15 protein-coding genes are annotated in these 17,335 nt (G+C 63.2%); 6 read left to right on the plus strand and 9 right to left on the minus strand.

Features of this window, described 5'->3' with window-relative positions:
• Positions 1-145 precede the first annotated feature (145 nt).
• The gene (bglA, locus tag ACX93L_RS02925) at positions 146-1,810 is read left to right on the plus strand and encodes a beta-galactosidase BglA (protein ID WP_459403446.1); all 1,665 of its coding nucleotides are present in this window, start codon (positions 146-148) and stop codon (positions 1,808-1,810) included.
• Between the two features lie 67 nt (positions 1,811-1,877).
• On the opposite strand, the gene ACX93L_RS02930 is transcribed toward bglA, so the two are convergent.
• Positions 1,878-2,657, minus strand: coding sequence for an ion channel (locus ACX93L_RS02930; protein ID WP_459403447.1), 780 nt, complete (start codon positions 2,655-2,657; stop codon positions 1,878-1,880).
• 264 nt (positions 2,658-2,921) lie between these two features.
• Between ACX93L_RS02930 and ACX93L_RS02935 the strand changes: the two genes are divergently transcribed.
• Positions 2,922-3,230: a DUF485 domain-containing protein gene (locus ACX93L_RS02935; RefSeq protein WP_205927699.1), complete on the plus strand. Its 309-nt coding sequence runs from the start codon at positions 2,922-2,924 to the stop codon at positions 3,228-3,230.
• Positions 3,227-4,900, plus strand: a complete 1,674-nt coding sequence (locus ACX93L_RS02940) for a cation acetate symporter (protein ID WP_459403448.1) — start codon at positions 3,227-3,229, stop codon at positions 4,898-4,900. The genes ACX93L_RS02935 and ACX93L_RS02940 overlap by 4 nt, the downstream gene beginning before the upstream one ends.
• Before the next feature lie 73 nt (positions 4,901-4,973).
• Here ACX93L_RS02940 and ade read toward each other — a convergent pair whose 3' ends face one another.
• Together ade and ACX93L_RS02950 are read right to left on the minus strand one after the other, a co-directional pair.
• Positions 4,974-6,668 carry an adenine deaminase gene (gene ade / locus ACX93L_RS02945; RefSeq protein WP_459403449.1) on the minus strand — a complete coding sequence of 565 codons (1,695 nt, stop codon included), beginning with the start codon at positions 6,666-6,668 and terminating at the stop codon, positions 4,974-4,976.
• Between the two features lie 96 nt (positions 6,669-6,764).
• Positions 6,765-7,730, minus strand: a complete 966-nt coding sequence (locus ACX93L_RS02950) for a magnesium and cobalt transport protein CorA (protein WP_459403450.1) — start codon at positions 7,728-7,730, stop codon at positions 6,765-6,767.
• A 318-nt stretch (positions 7,731-8,048) separates the two neighbouring features.
• On the opposite strand from ACX93L_RS02950, the gene corA reads away from it, so the two are divergent.
• Positions 8,049-9,041 carry a magnesium/cobalt transporter CorA gene (gene corA / locus ACX93L_RS02955; RefSeq protein WP_459403451.1) on the plus strand — a complete coding sequence of 331 codons (993 nt, stop codon included), beginning with the start codon at positions 8,049-8,051 and terminating at the stop codon, positions 9,039-9,041.
• A 116-nt stretch (positions 9,042-9,157) separates the two neighbouring features.
• Here the strand turns inward: corA and ACX93L_RS02960 are convergent, their stop codons facing one another.
• Positions 9,158-10,264, minus strand: coding sequence for a branched-chain amino acid ABC transporter substrate-binding protein (locus ACX93L_RS02960; RefSeq protein ID WP_459403452.1), 1,107 nt, complete (start codon positions 10,262-10,264; stop codon positions 9,158-9,160).
• 157 nt (positions 10,265-10,421) lie between these two features.
• Positions 10,422-11,750: an omega-aminotransferase AptA gene (gene aptA, locus ACX93L_RS02965; RefSeq protein WP_459403453.1), complete on the minus strand. Its 1,329-nt coding sequence runs from the start codon at positions 11,748-11,750 to the stop codon at positions 10,422-10,424.
• On the opposite strand from aptA, the gene ACX93L_RS02970 reads away from it, so the two are divergent.
• Together ACX93L_RS02970 and ACX93L_RS02975 are read left to right on the plus strand one after the other, a co-directional pair.
• Entirely contained in the window at positions 11,743-11,991 is a 249-nt protein-coding gene (locus tag ACX93L_RS02970; RefSeq protein WP_459403454.1) for a hypothetical protein, read from the plus strand. The genes aptA and ACX93L_RS02970 overlap by 8 nt on opposite strands.
• A gap of 88 nt (positions 11,992-12,079) precedes the next feature.
• The gene (locus ACX93L_RS02975) at positions 12,080-14,050 is read left to right on the plus strand and encodes a PhoX family protein (protein ID WP_459403455.1); all 1,971 of its coding nucleotides are present in this window, start codon (positions 12,080-12,082) and stop codon (positions 14,048-14,050) included.
• Positions 14,051-14,211: 161 nt separating this feature from the next.
• Here ACX93L_RS02975 and ACX93L_RS02980 read toward each other — a convergent pair whose 3' ends face one another.
• From ACX93L_RS02980 to choW, 4 genes are all read right to left on the minus strand, one after another.
• Positions 14,212-14,532, minus strand: a complete 321-nt coding sequence (locus ACX93L_RS02980; RefSeq protein WP_169586772.1) for an ArsR/SmtB family transcription factor — start codon at positions 14,530-14,532, stop codon at positions 14,212-14,214.
• A 145-nt stretch (positions 14,533-14,677) separates the two neighbouring features.
• The gene (locus ACX93L_RS02985) at positions 14,678-15,394 is read right to left on the minus strand and encodes a HugZ family pyridoxamine 5'-phosphate oxidase (RefSeq protein WP_459403456.1); all 717 of its coding nucleotides are present in this window, start codon (positions 15,392-15,394) and stop codon (positions 14,678-14,680) included.
• 41 nt (positions 15,395-15,435) lie between these two features.
• Positions 15,436-16,485 carry a choline ABC transporter ATP-binding protein gene (gene choV, locus ACX93L_RS02990; RefSeq protein WP_169586776.1) on the minus strand — a complete coding sequence of 350 codons (1,050 nt, stop codon included), beginning with the start codon at positions 16,483-16,485 and terminating at the stop codon, positions 15,436-15,438.
• Positions 16,482-17,327, minus strand: coding sequence for a choline ABC transporter permease subunit (gene choW, locus ACX93L_RS02995; protein ID WP_459403457.1), 846 nt, complete (start codon positions 17,325-17,327; stop codon positions 16,482-16,484). Before choW ends, choV begins: the two co-directional genes overlap by 4 nt.
• Positions 17,328-17,335: the final 8 nt, after the last annotated feature.

A 17,335-nucleotide genomic window follows, 5' to 3' on the forward strand; every position in this document is an offset into this window, starting at 1 on the left:
GGCGGCCAATGTTACAGCCTTATGTCAGGCCCGTGACGGCGCGGGTGCGCGCGGCCCCTGACGATTTAATCGCTCGCCACCGGCGATGGGGCGCCTATATTCTGAGCCACACCCTGCCGATCCACGATTCCCGTTGAGGACGCCCATGACGAAAGCCCCGACCAAGGCCAGCCATCCCAAGACGACATCCGACTGGTGGCGCGGGGCGGTCATCTACCAAGTCTACCCGCGCTCGTTTCTCGATACCAATGGCGACGGTGTCGGCGACCTCAAGGGCGTCACCGAGAAGCTGCCCTATATCGCAGCCCTCGGGGTCGATGCGATCTGGCTCTCGCCCTTCTTCACCTCGCCGATGGCGGACATGGGCTATGACGTGTCGGACTATTGCGACGTCGACCCGATGTTCGGAACGCTTGCCGATTTCGACGCGATGATGACCGAGGCACACCGGCTGGGGCTCAAGGTCATCATCGACCAGGTGCTCTCACATACCTCCGACCAGCACCCTTGGTTCAAGGAAAGCCGGGCGAGCCGCGACAATCCCAAGGCCGACTGGTTCGTCTGGGCCGCCGCCAAGCCGGACGGCACGGCGCCCAACAACTGGCTGTCGGTGTTCGGCGGGCCGGCCTGGGAATGGGACGGCGTGCGCAAGCAGTATTACATGCACAACTTCCTGACCTCGCAACCCGACCTCAACTTCCACAATCGCGAGGTTCAGGAGGCACTGCTGGCGACGGTCAAGTTCTGGCTCGACCGCGGCGTCGACGGTTTCCGGCTCGACACGGTGAACTACTTTTTCCACGACAAGGAATTGCGAAACAATCCGCCGCACGCTCCAGACAGCGACGAGGCGGGGCTCGATGCGCCGGACGTCAACCCCTATGGCATGCAGAGCCATCTCTATGACAAGACCCAGCCGGAAAACATCGAGTTCCTCAAGCGGTTCAGGGCACTGCTCGACCGCTATGACGGCCGAACCACGGTGGGTGAGGTGGGCGACGGCGCGCGTTCGCTGAAGACGGTCGCGGCCTATACCGCCGGCGGCGACAAGCTGCACATGTGCTACACCTTCGACCTTCTCGGGCCGGACTTCACGCCGAACCATATCCGCCATTGTGTCGATGCCTTCCATGGCTCGGTGAGCGAAGGCTGGGTGTGCTGGGCCTTTTCCAATCATGACGTGAACCGGCATGTCAGCCGCTTCGCGCAGAATGCCGAAGAGCGCGAGGCGGTGGCGAAGCTCGCGATCAGCGTGCTCTCTACGTTGCGTGGGTCGATCTGCCTCTACCAGGGCGAGGAACTGGGGTTGCCCGAGGCGGAGCTTGAGTTCGAGGATTTGCGCGACCCCTACGGGATCCGCTTCTGGCCGGCCTTCAAGGGCCGGGATGGATGCCGCACGCCGATGCCGTGGAGCGCGGCAACGGAGCACGCCGCCTTCAGCACCGCGAAGAAGAGCTGGCTTCCGGTTCCGGCCGAGCACCGGGCGCTTGCCGTCGACAGGCAGGAGAAGACGTCCGGCTCCGTGCTCGACCACTACCGCACGACGCTCGCCTTCCGAAAGGCGCATGCCGCGCTCCGGGACGGGGAAATGGAGTTCCTGAAGACCGAAGAGGACGTGCTCGCCTTCACCCGCAAGAAGGGCGATGACCGACTGCTCTTCGTCTTCAATCTCCGACGTGGACCGCAAGCAGTGAAGCTGCCGTCGCGGATCACGATCAAGGAGCCCGTCGTGATGCCGGGGCTTTCCGGGGTGGTGGTCGACGGCGAGATCAGGCTCGGCGCGCTCGACGGTTTTTGCGCGAAGATCTGAGGATCAGGCGGCCGGGCTTAGATAGAATCGGACCACTCACAGGCATCGATTTGGTGGACGCCCCTCCCTACAGTCCCTCGTCGGGAATGTTCAGGACGTGGCCGCAGGCCTTGCAGTGGACCGCGTCCGCGTCGTGGCGTTGCAGCCCGCATTGCGGGCAGGGGAAGGTCACCTTGTAGGGCCGGACTATCGCCTGGGCGAGACGGACGAAGAGCGAGATACCGATGATCATCGTCACGATCGAGGTCAGCTTGCCGAAGGTGCCCGGCAGCGTGATGTCGCCGAAGCCGGTGGTCGTCACCGTCGCCACGGTGAAATAGAAGGCATCGACGAAGCCTTCCCCGCCATCCTCCCGGTAGAAGAAGAAGGTGTAGACGAAGCCGGTCACCGTGAAGAGGAAGACGATGAAGTTGACGACCGCCGTTGCGACTTCCGTCAGGTGCCCCCAGCCGAAGCGTCGGAGCATGACCTTGAAGATCGGCCGCTGGGCGATCGCCCAGATGCGTAATGCGCGCAGGAAGGCGAAGTTGAACAGAAGCTGGGGAAAGAGCAGCGTGCCGAGCACGATGAGGTCGACCCAGGTCATCGGACGCGAGAGCCAGCGGAGAATGCTGCGCGAGGTCAGCATCTGGGCCGCCAGTTCGACGGCAATCCACAGCGCAATCGCGTAGTCGATGATCAGGTAGCTCGGCCGGTCCCTGAGATAGGGGCCGAACAGGAAGAAGGCGATGATCACGAGATCGACGACGGCGAGCGTCAGCTGGAAGCGGATCGCCGAAAGGTTCTCGCCGAAATAGAGGCCACGCAGCCGGCTGCGAAAGGAGGTCTCTTCGGTCTTCGAGGTCATGCTCGGCCTTCTGGATGGCGGATCGTGTCGGCGGCGATCGTTCCGGGTGAGGGGCGACCGGTTGGTTATCCCCTGCCGCTCCGTCGCCGTCAATCGCGACCTCAAACCCCTGTCGAATCAGAGCTTTGCAGGTCTCCTGCCACCGCTTCGACTTTTGTCTCACGCCTTAAGTCTGGCTTGAGACGCACGCTGCCTTTCTTCATCGAGGAAACATGATGCACTGCCGCATGACGGCAGTCGGATACGCAGAATTGGAGGATGTGCGTGAAGATAGCCTATGACAGGATTGCCAACGACCCGCGTTTTGCCGAGCTGGTGCGTCGCCGCAACCGCTTTTCCCTGATGCTGTCGATCATCGTTCTCGGCGTCTACATCACCTTCGTGTCGATCGCGATCTTCAATCCCGACCTGTTCTCGATGCCGGTGATCGGCGGTTCGAAATGGGCCTTCGGGCTTCTCGCAGGCTTTGCCATCCAGGCCTTCGCCTTTGTCATGACCGGCATCTACACGCGCCGGGCCAATGGCGAATTCGATGCCATCGCTAAGTCCGTCATCGCGGGAGCCGAAGCATGATCCGGCGCCTTTCGCTCGTTCTTTCCGCCGGGCTTGCCGGCCTCATTGTTGCGACCTCGGCGCTGGCCGCGGGCGATGCCATTGCCGGCGCCGTCCAGAAACAACCGGTCAACGTCATCGCGATCGCGATGTTCATCCTGTTCGTGCTCGGCACGCTCGGCATCACCTATTGGGCGGCGCGCCAGACGCGCTCGGCCTCCGACTTCTACACCGCCGGCGGCGGCATCACCGGTTTCCAGAACGGCCTTGCGATTGCCGGCGACTACATGTCGGCGGCCGCCTTCCTCGGCGTCTCCGGCATGGTGTTCGGCAAGGGCGTCGACGGCGTGTTCTATACCGTCGGCTGGACGGTCGGCTGGCCGCTGATCCTGTTCATGATCGCCGAGCGCCTGCGCAATCTCGGCCGATACACTTTTGCCGACGTCGCGTCCTACCGTTTCGAGCAGACGAAGATCCGCTCGCTCTCGGCGATGGGCTCGCTCACCGTGGTGATCTTCTACCTGATCGCCCAGATGGTCGGCGCCGGCAAGCTGATCCAGCTCCTGTTCGGCCTCGACTATGCCTATGCGGTGGTGCTCGTCGGGGTGCTGATGGTGATGTACGTGACCTTCGGCGGCATGCTCGCCACCACCTGGGTGCAGATCATCAAGGCGGTGCTGCTCCTGTCCGGCTGCACCATCCTCGTGCTGCTGTCGCTCGCCCATTTCGGTTTCGACCCGAGCGCGCTGATGTCGGCGGCGATCGACAACCATGCGGCCAAGGATGCGATCCTGCGCCCGTCGACCTCGATCTCCGATCCGCTGACGGCGATTTCGCTCGGGCTTGCGCTGATGTGCGGTCCGGCTGGCCTGCCGCACATCCTGATGCGCTTCTTCACCGTTCCGGATGCGAAGGCGGCGCGCAAGTCGGTGTTCTACGCAACCGGCTTCATCGGTTATTTCTTCATCCTCGCGGTGATGATCGGCTTCTCCGCAATCACCATCGTTGGCGCCAATCCGTCCTATCTGGACGCTGCCGGCAAGATCCTCGGCGGCGGCAACATGGCGGCGATCCACCTGTCGAAGGCCGTCGGCGGCGACGTCTTCCTCGGTTTCATCTCGGCTGTTGCGTTCGCGACCATCCTTGCGGTGGTCTCGGGCCTGGCGCTGGCCGGTGCGTCCGCCGTCTCGCACGATCTCTATGCCCGCATCCTGAAGAAGGGCAAGGCGACGGGGCGCGAGGAAATGCTCGTCTCGCGCATCGCCACGCTCGTGCTCGGCGTGCTTGCGATCGGTCTCGGCCTCGTCTTCGAAAACCAGAACATCGCCTTCATGGTAGGCCTCGCCTTCGGCCTTGCGGCCAGCGTCAACTTCCCGGTGCTCTTCATGTCGATCTTCTGGCGCAACATGACAACCCGCGGTGCCTTTGTCGGCGGCTTCCTCGGGCTGATCAGCGCGGTCACCTGCGTGGTGCTCGGGCCGGCGGTCTGGGTGGCGGTGCTCGGTTTCGAAAAGCCGATCTTCCCCTATGAACAATATGCGCTGTTCTCGATGACGATCGCGTTCACCAGCATCTGGTTCTTCTCGGTCACCGACAAGAGCCCGCGCGCTGCCCTCGACAAGGCCGGCTTCCGCGACCAGTTCATCCGTTCGGAAACCGGGCTCGGGGCAGCGGCTGCGGCCAGCCACTGAACGCGCGTCGATCGATACGAAACGGCAAGGCGGGGAGGGAGACTTCCCTGCCTTCTTCTATTCGGGGGGGCGCTCACCCGATCAACCGGAACTGGTCGACGTCGACCATGCCCTTGTCGGAAATCTTCAGGTGCGGGATGACCGGCAGGGGCAGGAAGGCAACCTGGAGGAAGGGTTCCTGCAAGGTGGTGCCGAGCGCATAGGCCGCCTGTCGCAGATGATGCAGCGTATCGCGGACCGTCTCGAACGGTTCGAGGCTCATCAGGCCGGCGACGGGAAGGGCGATCTCGCCGGTCACCTTGCCATCTTCGACCACGACGAAGCCGCCCTTGATGTCGGAGAGGCGATTGGCGGCGAGCGCCATGTCGTCCTCGGAGACGCCGACCACGCAGATATTGTGGCTGTCATGGCCGACGGTGGAGGCGATCGCGCCCTTCTTCAGGCCAAATCCCTGAACGAAACCATTGGCATGGTTGCCGTTCTTGCCATGGCGCTCGATGACGGCGACCTTGATGATGTCGTTTGCCAGGTCGACGGCAGTCTGGTTGCCGCTGCTCGGCAGGCGGTAGCGGCGGTGTTCGGTGATGATCTTGCCGGGCATCACGCCGATCACGGGTGTCTCGCTCTCGGTGACCGGTACGCCGAAATCCGCCGCCTTGACGTTGCGTGCCCTCACGCTGTCGAGGCCGACGGGGGCGACGGGCTTGCGCGTCGCGAAGAGAGCGTTCGTCACGCGGCGGCCGGCAGAGAAGACCATCTCCGCCTTGCAGTTTTCCAGGCTGTCGATCACCGCAAGATCGGCGCGCCAGCCGGGGGCAACGAGACCGCGGTCCTTCAGCCCGAAGGCGCGCGCGGCGGAGATTGAGGCGGCGCGGTAGACGGCGATCGGCTCGACGCCGTTTCTGATCGCCTCTCGGATCATGTAGTCGAGATGGCCTTCCTCGGCGATGTCGAGCGGATTGCGGTCGTCGGTGCAGAGGGCGAGGAACGGCGACAGCCGCTCGGTGAGGATCGGCATCAGGGCGTGCAGGTCCTTGGATACCGAGCCCTCGCGCACCAGGATATGCATGCCCTTGCGGATCTTCTCCATGGCTTCCGGCACATTGGTGCATTCGTGGTCGGTGCGGATGCGGGCCGAGAGATAGCCGTTCAGGTCGCGGCCGGACAGAAGCGGCGAATGGCCGTCGATATGGCCGTCCTGGAAGGCCTCGAGCTTGGCCATCGCAACCGGATCCTTGTGGATCACGCCGGGGAAATTCATGAATTCGGCAAGCCCGATCACCTTCGGATGGTTCCGGAAGGGCAGGAGACGCTCGATCGGCAGGTCGGCGCCGGAGGTTTCGAGATGGGTGGCCGGCACGCAGGAGGAGAGCTGGACGCGGATGTCCATGATCGTCTGTTCGGACGAGTCGAGGAAGAACTGGATGCCTTCCGTGCCCAGCACGTTGGCGATCTCGTGGGGATCGCAGATGACCGTCGTCACGCCGTGGGGCAGGACACAGCGGTCGAACTCGTGGGGGGTGACCAGCGAGCTTTCGATATGGAGATGGGTGTCGATGAAGCCCGGCACGACGATGCGGCCGGAAAGGTCGATCACCTCGTGGCCTCCGTAGGCTTCGCCGGTGCCGACGATGGTGTCGCCGCAAATCGCGATGTCGGAGGCGACCAGTTCACCGGTGACGAGATCGAAGAAGCGGCCGTTCTTCAGCACGATGTCGGCAGGCTTGCGGCCAACGCCCTGGTCGATGCGGTTTTCCAAACTGCTCATGCGATCACTCCGATTCCGGTTGACGGGGAGTGTAGCTTTCCACCGTGGTGCGGGGGAAGGGGGATGACGTCTGCCGCCTGTTCGTCGCCGAGCAGATCAGAGCCAGCCGGCCTTCCTGAAGCGCCAATAGAGAATTCCGCACAGGACCGCGATCGTTCCCAGCACGACGAAGTATCCGTATTCGGTCTTCAGTTCCGGCATGTGCTCGAAGTTCATGCCGTAGATGCCGGCAATCGCGGTCGGTACCGCAAGGATAGCAGCCCAGGCGGCCAGTTGCCGGGTGATGACGCCCTGGCGCTGCTGCTCGAGCAGATTGCTGGCCTCGAAGACCGACATGATGATCTCGCGCAGGCTCGTCAGCATTCCCTGCACGCGGTTCACGTGGTCGAGCACGTCGCGGAAGAAGGGTTTGGATTCCGGATCGAGCGACGGCAGGTCGAGATGAACGAGCTTGCTTGCGACCTCGCTGGTCGGCAGCAGCACGCGCTGGAACAGGATCACTTGCCGGCGGAGGCGAAACAGGCGGCGGATCTGTTCGCGCTCCAGAAAGGAGGCCAGCATGTGCTTTTCCATGTCGAGCACATTGTCCTCGATCTTGCGAACGATCGGCAGATAGCCGTCGACGAGGAAGTCGATGATGGCGTGAAGGACGTAGTCCGGCCCCTGGCGCAGGAATTGCGGGGTTTCCTCAATTTGGGCCCGCAATTCGGTGTGCGCACGGGCCGAGCCCAGGCGAACGGTGAGGATGTGGTGCGGGCCGACGAAGGTCGAGGTCTGACCATAGATGATGCGGTCACCCTCGAGCTTGGCGGATTTGGCGCAGACGAAGAGCTGCTCGCCGAAAACCTCCACCTTCGGCATCTGGTGCAGGTTGAGCGCATCCTCGACGGCAAGCGGATGCAGGCCGAAGGCCTGCTGCAACAGCGCCATCTCCGCCTGGTCCGGTTCGTGCAAACCGATCCAGATGAACTCGCCCGGGTTGGCCGGGGGCACCGCTTCGGACAGAGGCACGTCGCGGACCTTGTGTCCGTCCTTGTAGAGACAGGATGCAATGACGGTCATGGGTCCTCGGGTGGTGCTTGATGGGTGGGACGTCGCTGGTGGACAGATACATGGCACGGCGGGGCCATGGTGCGAAAGATAGTCTCTTCTGCTGATTGAGAGATGCGCCGCCGCACCGGGTTGCGGTGCGAAAGAAAGTGCTTGACCCATTGCCATTTTGGGCGCACCCCGATCCCTGATGGCGCTTTCAGCCGTCGTTTTCAAGGAACACGAAAATGGACCCCGATAGTCGAAGTTCGACCCTCGTCAGCCTTCCTGTCCGGTAAAAGAACCCGTGTTCCCGCTCCGGACGGGCCCAATGCCCCGAAGGAGTTTTTCATGCTGCGCATCTATTGCCGCGACGCAGACCGTCTTGTCCTGCAGGACGCACCCGAAGCCGTCGCTTCCGAAACCGTCGCACCCGTCCTCTGGTATGATCTGATCAGCCCGACGACCGCCGAATCCCGGCAGGTCGAAGCAGCGCTCTGCATATCGATCCCGACCCGCGACGAGATGGAGGAGATCGAGCTTTCCGCCCGGCTCTATCAGGAGGACGGGGCGGAGTTCATGACCATGACGGCGCTGACCAATCTTGATGCGGAGGAGCCGATCAAGACCCCGGTCACCTTCATCCTGAAGGGCGGGACGCTGGTCACGGTAAGGCATGCCGATCCGAAGCCCTTCACCACATTCGCCTACCGGGCCCAGCGAGCCAACGGGCAGGCCTATGCGAGCGGCGCCGACCTGATGCTCGGTGTGATGGAATCGGTGATCGATCGGATGGCCGACGTTCTCGAGCGGATCGGCAACGAGGTCGATGGGATCTCTCGCGAGGTATTTCGCGGCAAGTCGTCTTCCTCGACCAAGAAGACCAAGGATCTGCAGTCGCTCATCGAGCAGCTGGGCCAGAAGGGCGATGTCCTCAGCAGCGTGCGCGAAAGCCTGGTGACGATGTCGCGGGTGGTTGCCTATCACGCGGCACTGGAGACGCCGAGCCGCAAGCCGACCAAGGAGGTGCGCCAGATCGTCAAGCTCCTGCAGCGTGACGCCTCGTCACTTGGGGATCATGCCGCCTTCCTGTCGGGCAAGATCAATTTCCTGCTCGATGCGACGCTCGGGCTGATCAATCTCGAGCAGAACCAGATCATCAAGATCTTCACCGTGGCCTCGGTGGTCTTCCTGCCGCCGACGCTGGTCGCTTCGATCTACGGGATGAACTTCCAGTTCATGCCCGAGCTGCAGCTCAGCCTCGGCTATCCCTGGGCGATCCTGTTGATGGTCCTGTCCGCGGCTGGACCGTTCTACTACTTCAAGCGGCGCGGCTGGCTCTGAAGCCCGAAACCCTCGTGGCACAAGGCCTGCCGTGACAGCGGGTTGCTTTCCCCAAAACGCAGAAAAGCGGCCGTTTCCGGCCGCTTTTCCGTGTCTCTACGATTGTCTCGGCCGACTTACTCGGCGGCGACGATCTTGCCGGCGTCCCACTTGAAGAGCGAGAAGCTCTGCGAGGTGAGGTCGCCGGTCTCGCCGTAGGTGACCTTGCCGATGGCGGTGGCGATCGGTTCGCCCGACTTCAGCGCGGTGGTGACGGCTTCCGCATCCTCGGCGCTGCCGGCCTTCTCGATGCCGGCCTTGATGACTTCAACGGCGGCATAGGCGTTGAGCGTGAAGGCTTCGGCCGGGATGTTGCGCGCCGCGAGCGCGTCGGCGGCGGCCTTCGAATCCGGGTTCTTCAACGCGTCAGAGGCGTTGGTGAAGACCGTGCCGTTGGCGGAGTCGCCACCGATCGAGGCATATTCGCTGTTCGACAGGCCGTCGCCGCCGACGATCAGCGCCTTGATGCCCAGATCGGCGAGCTGACGGGCCAGCAGGCCTCCTTCGGGGTGATAGCCGCCGAAATAGACCACCTCGGCGCCGTCTGCCTTGAGGCGGGTCGTCAGCGCGCTGAAGTCCTTGTCGCCTGCGGCCAGCGCGTCGTTGAAGACTTCGGTCACGCCACCTTCGTTGAGGGTCTTCTTGAAGGCGTCCGCCAGACCCTTGCCGTACTGGCCCTTGTCATTGATGATCGCGATCTTCTTGTCCTTGAAGTTGGCGAGCACGTATTTCGCCGCAACTTCGGCCTGCTGGTCGTCTCGGCCGCAGGTGCGCAGGACATTGGTGAGGCCACGATTGGTAAGGTCCGGCGCGGTTGCCGTCGGCGTGACCATCAGGATGCCGTTTTCGGCAAAGACGTCGGAAGCCGGGATGGCGACGCCCGAGGTCACAGGGCCGACCACGAAACGGATGCCTTCGCCGACCAGCTGGTTGGCGGCGGATACGCCCTGCTTCGGTTCGCCGGCGTCGTCGGCGAGTTTCAGCACGACCTTTTCGCCGTTGATGCCGCCGGCCTTGTTGATTTCCTCGACGGCGACTTCGGCGCCGTGCTTGACCTGTTCGCCATAGGCGGCGACCGGACCGGTCAGCGGCGCGATCAGGCCGATGACGATGTCGGCGCGCGCGCCGGCTGTCGATGCGAGAAGCGCGGCGAGCGCCGCGCCGGCGAGAAGTTGAAACTTCATGTCTGTCTCCTAGGGAGCAACGTTCCGATCTGTGCCGGTTTGTCGCCGCTCGGGTTCGATTGTTTCGTCCCAGTCATTCTTCTTTAGCGAAAGTTCACCCACGAAAAAAGGCCGCGCGGGACGCGGCCTTCGGTCGCTGCACCGGAAATCGGCAAACTCAGATGTTCGCCACCAGCACCTTGCGGAGCTTGTCGAACAGTTCGTCGATCTCGTCCTTGGTGATGATCAGCGGCGGCGAGAGCGCGATAATGTCACCGGTGGTGCGGATCAGCAGGCCCGATTCATATGCCTTGAGGAAGGCATTGAAGGCGCGCTTGGTCGGTTCGCCGGCGATCGGGGCAAGCTCGATCGCGCCGATCAGGCCGATATTGCGGATGTCGATGACGTTCGGGCAATCGGCGAGCGAATGCAGCTTTTCTTCCCAGTAGGGGGCAAGCTCGGCGGCGCGGGTCAGCAAGCCCTCGTCGCGATAGGTGTCGAGCGTGCCGATACCGGCGGCAGATGCGATCGGGTTGCCGGAATAGGTGTAGCCGTGCATGAACTCGATCATGTGCTCCGGACCGGTCATGAAGGCATCATGGATCTCGGAGGTGACGAAGACGGCGCCCATCGGGATGACGCCGTTGGTGAGCCCCTTGGCGGTGGTGATGATGTCCGGCTTGACGTCGAAGAACTGGGTGGCGAAGGGCGCACCGAGGCGACCGAAACCGGTGATGACTTCATCGAAGATCAACAGGATGCCGTGCTTGGTGCAAATCTCGCGCAGGCGCTGGAGATAGCCCTTCGGCGGGATCAGGACGCCGGTCGAGCCCGAAACCGGCTCGACGATGACGGCGGCAATGGTCGAAGCGTCGTGGAGGGCGACGATGCGTTCAAGCTCGTCGGCGAGCTCCGCGCCGTATTCTGGCTGGCCCTTGGTGAAGGCGTTTTTGCCTGGCAGGTGGGTATGGGGCAGGTGGTCGACGCCGGTCAGAAGCGTGCCGAACATCTTGCGGTTGGAGACGATGCCGCCGACCGACATGCCGCCGAAGTTGATGCCGTGATAGCCGCGTTCGCGGCCGATCAGGCGGAAGCGGGTGCCTTCACCCTTCACGCGCTGGTAGGCAAGCGCGATCTTCAGCGCTGTGTCGACCGATTCCGAACCGGAGTTGGTGTAGAAGACGTGGTTCATGCCTTCCGGCGCGATGTCGACCAGGCGATTGGCGAGCTCGAAGGCTTTCGGATGGCCGAGCTGGAAGGCCGGCGCATAGTCGAGTTCGCCTGCCTGCTCGCGGATAGCCTCGGTGATCTTCGGGCGGCAGTGGCCGGCATTCACGCACCACAGACCGGCGGTGCCGTCGAGCACCTGGCGGCCGTCATGGGTCGTGTAATACATATCCTTGGCGCCGACGAAGAGGCGCGGCTCCTTCTTGAACTGACGGTTCGCGGTGAACGGCATCCAGAAGGCGCGCAGATCGTTCGGCGTGGTATTCAGGCGGTTGGACATCAAAGTTCTCCATGGCCGTTTTGGTGCGGGCGGCCATTTCCCGGTTGGCGGCGCAGGGCCGGATATTCCAGAAAAACCACGCCAAATTAACAGGGCACCCAAGGTCGTCAACCGTCATCAACAAACATCATGGATGCCCGAGGTTCCGGTTATGATTGCGCGCAACACGGCACGGGCGGCCAGGCCCGGCCCGGAGTTCCAAGTATCTTCCCTCAAAATCCGTCATCAAGACTTCGTGTGATCGACCTATGGTCGGTCATGCAAAGCATCCGGACATCGGTCCGACAGATTTATTTCAGCCAAACAACTATTTTTACCCAGGAGAACTTATGTCTGATCGTCGCAAGACAAGGGCGCGGCCGAATCCGCGTCGCGTATTCGCAGAGACCTATGGTGAAGTGCTCGCGGAGGGGATTGCGCGCCGCAGCGTCCTCAAGGGCCTGTTTGCGCTTGCCGGCAGCGCGGCCATCCTGCCGGTGCTCGGCGAGACGGTGCGTGCTGCCGCGGCGCCGACCTCGACCTTCACCGAACTTGCAAGGGTTCGTGACAAGGACGATCACTGGCCGACGGGCTACAGCCGCCAGATCCTGGCGCGCTGGGGTGACGGCTTGTTTGTCGATAGCCCGGACTTCGATCCGGCGAAGCTGGACGGCAAGGCGGCGGAGCGCCAGTTCGGCTACAACAACGACTTCACGCATTACATGCCGCTGCCGCCGGGTTCGACCGGCTCCGAGCACGGGCTGATGCTCGTCAGCCACGAATATGCGACGCCGTTCCTGATGTTTCCGGGGCTGACGGCAGACGACTATCGCGAGAAGATGACCGAGGACCAGATCCGTGCGGTCATGGCGTCGGTCGGATTGTCGATCTTCGAAGTGAAGAAGGCCAATGGCCGGTGGGAGATCGTCCGTGACGGCCAATACAATCGCCGCATCCACATGGGCACCGAAATGGCGATCTCCGGCCCGGCCGCGGGCGACGATCGCCTCAAGACCAAGGCGGATCCCACGGGCAGGACGGTGTTCGGCACAATCTCCAACTGCAATGGCGGCATCACGCCCTGGGGTACTCTGCTTTCGGGCGAGGAAGGCTCGATGGACGTCTTTGCCGGCGACTTCACCACGCTGCCGAATCAGGAGCTGGTCGAACGTCAGGGCTGGGACGAGGAGGACAACGACATCTACGGCGCCGGGCGGATCGAGCCACGTTTCCGTTTCGAGGAAGAGCCGAACGAATGGATGCGTTTCGACTGGGTGGTCGAGATCGACCCGCTCGACCCGGCGTCGAAGCCGGTGAAGCGCACCGCGCTCGGCCGTTTCACCCATGAGGGTGCGCAATGCGCCGTGGCGCCGGACGGCCGCGTCGTGGTGTTCATGGGCGACGACGACGATTTTGAGTATCTCTATCGTTTCGTCACCCGCGACCCGTGGAACCCGAACGACCGTGCCGCCAATCGCGACCTGCTCGACAACGGCACGCTGTCGGTCGCCCGGTTCGAGAGCGATGGCACCATGTCCTGGCTGCCGCTCATCGCTGGAGAGGGGCCGCTGACGGCGGAGGCGGGCTTTGCCAGCCAGGCGGACGTGGTGCTCAACACCCGGGCTGCCGCCGATCTGCTCGGGGCGACGCCGATGGATGCGCCGGAGGGCTTCGTGGTTCATCCGAAAACGGGCAAGCTCTATGTCGCGATGACGGAGAACGAAGATCGGTTGCCGGCGGGCGAGGGGGATGCGGAAGAGCAGGTGAACCCCGCCAATCCGCGTGGTCCCAATCCGCATGGCCACCTGCTCGAACTGGTGCCACCCGGCGGGCCGGACAAGTCCGATTTTGCCGCCGCGAGCTTCCGGTGGGACGTCTTCGTCCTGTGCGGCAATCCGGCGGTGGCGGAGGACGGCGCCCTGTTCCACCCGGCGACCTCGGCCAATGGCTGGTTCACCGATCCCGACAACCTGTCGGTTGACCCGGCCGGGCGGCTGTGGGTGGCGACCGACGGCCCGCCGCCGGAGGGCATTGCCGATGCCCTGTTCGTCATGGATACGGAGGGCGAGGGACGGGCGCTGCCGAGGCTGTTCTACGTCGCGCCGATCGGATCGGAATGCTGCTCGCCGACCTTCACGCCGGACGCCCGATCGGTCTTCGTATCGATCCAGCATCCGGGCGAACTGCGTTTCGAGGACGATGAGGATGCGAGCTCGATCACCGATGCCGGCACGAACTGGCCCGACTTCAAGCAAGGCCAGCCGGCACGTCCTTCGCTGATCGTGCTGAGCCGCGACGACAGCGCGGCGGTCGGTAGCTGAACCGCCGTTCGCCGGGGTTCAACCTCACCAAAAAGTCCGGCCGGCAGAGTGGGGATTTGCTGGCCGGACAACCTGGTCTTCGTGATCAAAAAAACGTCGCTCGCAAGACAACCGGACCGGAAACCGGCCGAGCCCTCGTCACCGCCCGGAGGCGGCTACCATCAGGCGGCAGCGGTCTTGTTTGCGGTGTTCGCGCAATAAATATCTTCCAGCGTGCCGAGGATCTTGATGACCGATTCGGAGGTGCTGGAATAATAAATCGTCTGCGCGTCGCGGCGGGTCTTCACCAGCTTCTGGGCGCGCAATTTGGAGAGGTGCTGGGACAGTGCCGACTGGCTTAGGCCCACCTGGTTGGCGAGAACGCCGACCGGAACTTCGCCTTCGACGAGGCTGCACAGGATCATGAGACGCTTGGGATTGGCCATGGCGGAAAGAAGGCCTGCTGCTGCAATGGACTGTTCGGATAATGCTTTGGTTTTCATAATTTCAACTTTCGTTTCTCGGACACCATCGGGGGGAAGGCGCCGGCTGCAATCCGTCAATTTACCTATTACGTAAGTGTAACAACGCGAAGATAATTGTATATGCCTAAATTTAAGGTACCGGGTATGCTGTATTAGGAATTTCTTAAGGGAGTTCGGCCCGTGTCGCTATAAGATGCCCAAATTCGTATCTAACGAGTAAATCGCCGCAAATTAGGTCAATTCCGGCCCGGTCGACCCCGCAGATGGCCCATTTTCCGGGTTTCTGACCGCATTGGGTCGTGGCGATAGAGAGGGCATATTGCGGACCGCGGGCCACTAAATCTTGCAGTGCCTGCTCCTCGCACCCCGAAAAATCACCCCCCATTGCCGGGGGGATGAGGAAATCCTCGCCGCCGAGGATGTAGGCCCGGCCAAAGCCGCCATTCAGGCTGGCGGACTGCGGAACAAGGCGGAAGAAGCGGAAATCGGGGAAGTCGATGTAGAGCTTCGACTTCGGATGGCGGGCGATGAAGCGGGTGCGCAGGCGAGCATGATCGGCGCTGTCGCGCTCGACCGATTCGGCCAGGCAGTGGAGCGTCAGCCGCGCATAGGCGAGGGGGTCCCCCTTGCCCGGCTCGCCGGCCAGGAGAGAAGCCCGCCGGTCGGCGCTCAGCGCTTTGGTATGGGCGGAGAGCCCCGACACCAGGATGACGGCGGAGCCGTCGGTGTCGGTGCCCAGCAGGACCCGGCTGACCGAGGGAAACCCGGTCTGCGGGTCGAGCACGGCCAGGGAGACGTAGCGCGCCGATCGAAGGAGCCGACGGGCAAGCGCGCGGGCCTCCTCGTCGGTTTCCCGGATGACCGATGGCTTATCCGTCATGGCATGCTCCTTGCTGCGTCCGGCCCTGAGCGGATGTCCGCTCAGGCCTTGCGACGGTGCAGGGTCAGGCCGGAAACGACATCCTGGGCCGAAATCGTCCCGATGACGTTGCCGTTGTCGACGACGCCGATTGTGCCAGGCTGACGTGACAGCGCGTCGAGAATGTCGACGAGCGGCGTCTCCGGCCGGGCCGTTCCGGCGACAGAGCCGGCGCCGGAGGCGTTTTCTACGCCGGGATGCATGACGTCGCGCGCGGTGAGCATGTTGATCGGGTTCATGTTCTGCACGAAGTCGGCAACATACTGGTCGGCCGGATTCTGCACGATTTCCTGCGGCGTGCCGCACTGGATGATCCGGCCGCTTTCCATGATGGCAATGCGGTTGCCGATCCGGAACGCCTCATCGAGGTCGTGACTGACGAAGAGGATCGTCTTCTTCAGGCGCGACTGGAACTCAAGCAATTCGTCCTGGAGACGCGTACGAATCAGCGGGTCGAGTGCCGAGAACGGCTCGTCCATCAGGAGGATCGGCGCGCCGGTGGCGAAGGCGCGGGCAAGGCCGACGCGCTGCTGCATGCCACCCGAGAGCTCGTTGACCTTGCGGTTCGCCCATTTCGACAGGTTGACCAGCTCGAGCTGCTCTTCCACCTGCTTGCGGCGCTCGGCTTCCGGCACGCCGGCAAGCTCGAGGCCGAAGCCGACGTTCTCGGCGACGGTGCGCCAGGGCAGCAGACCGAACTGCTGGAACACCATCGACACGGTGTGCATGCGCAGGTCGCGCAGGGCCTTGGGACTGGCACGGTAGGGGTCGACCGCGCCGTTCGAGGTCTTGACGCTGACATTGCCGCGCACCACGGGTGCGAGTCCGTTGACGGCGCGCAGCAGGGTCGACTTGCCGGAGCCGGACAGGCCCATCAGCACGAGGATTTCGCCTTCCTTGACCGCGAGCGAGGCTCCGGCCACGCCGAGCACCAGCCCGGTCTCGGTGCCGATCTCGTCGCGGGTCTTGCCCTGGTCGACGAGGGCCAGCGCCTTCTCCGGATGATCGCCGAAGACGATATCGACATTTCCAAAAATGACGGCGTCGGTCATGCGTCGTCTCCCGATTCAGAACTGCGGAACATGCGATCGAGGATGATCGCCAGGATGACGATGCAAAGGCCTGCTTCGAAGCCCTTGGCGACATTCACGGTGTTGAGCGCGCGCACGACCGGAACGCCGAGGCCGCTTGCACCGACGAGGGCGGCAATGACGACCATCGACAGCGACAGCATGATGGTCTGGGTAAGGCCTGCCATGATCTGCGGCATGGCGAAGGGCAGCTCGACCTTGCGGAGCACTTGAGCGGGCGTCGCACCGAAGGCCTGGGCGGCTTCCACCAGCGACGGCGGAGTGGAAATGATGCCGAGGCGCGTCAGGCGGATCGGGGCGGGGATCGCGAAGATCACCGTCGCGATCAGGCCCGGGACCATGCCGAGGCCGAAGAGGATGAGGGCCGGGATCAGGTAGACGAAGGTCGGGATCGTCTGCATGAGGTCGAGCACCGGGCGCATGCCGGCATAGATCCAGGCGCGGCGGGCGGCGAGGATGCCGAGCGGCACGCCGACCAGCATGCTGACGGTGGTCGCGGCAAGCACCAGAGCCAGCGTCTCGGTGGTTTCCTTCCAGTAGCCCTGGTTCATGATGAGAAGAAGGCCAAGACAGGTGAAGATCGCCGTGCCCAGCGAGCGGTGCAGCCACCAACCGAGGCCGGTGGCAAAGGCGACGATCACCAGCGGATGCGGCGCCTGCAGAACGAACAGAAGTCCGTTGATGATATGGGAAAGGAGAAAGGAGAGCTGGTCAAAGAGCCACTCGCCATTGGTGGTGAGCCAGTCCACGAAGGACTTAGCCCAAGCCCCGATCGGAATCCGGTTTTCGGTGAGCCAATTCACGTTGTTCG

Source organism: Rhizobium sp. CAU 1783 (assembly GCF_054551725.1).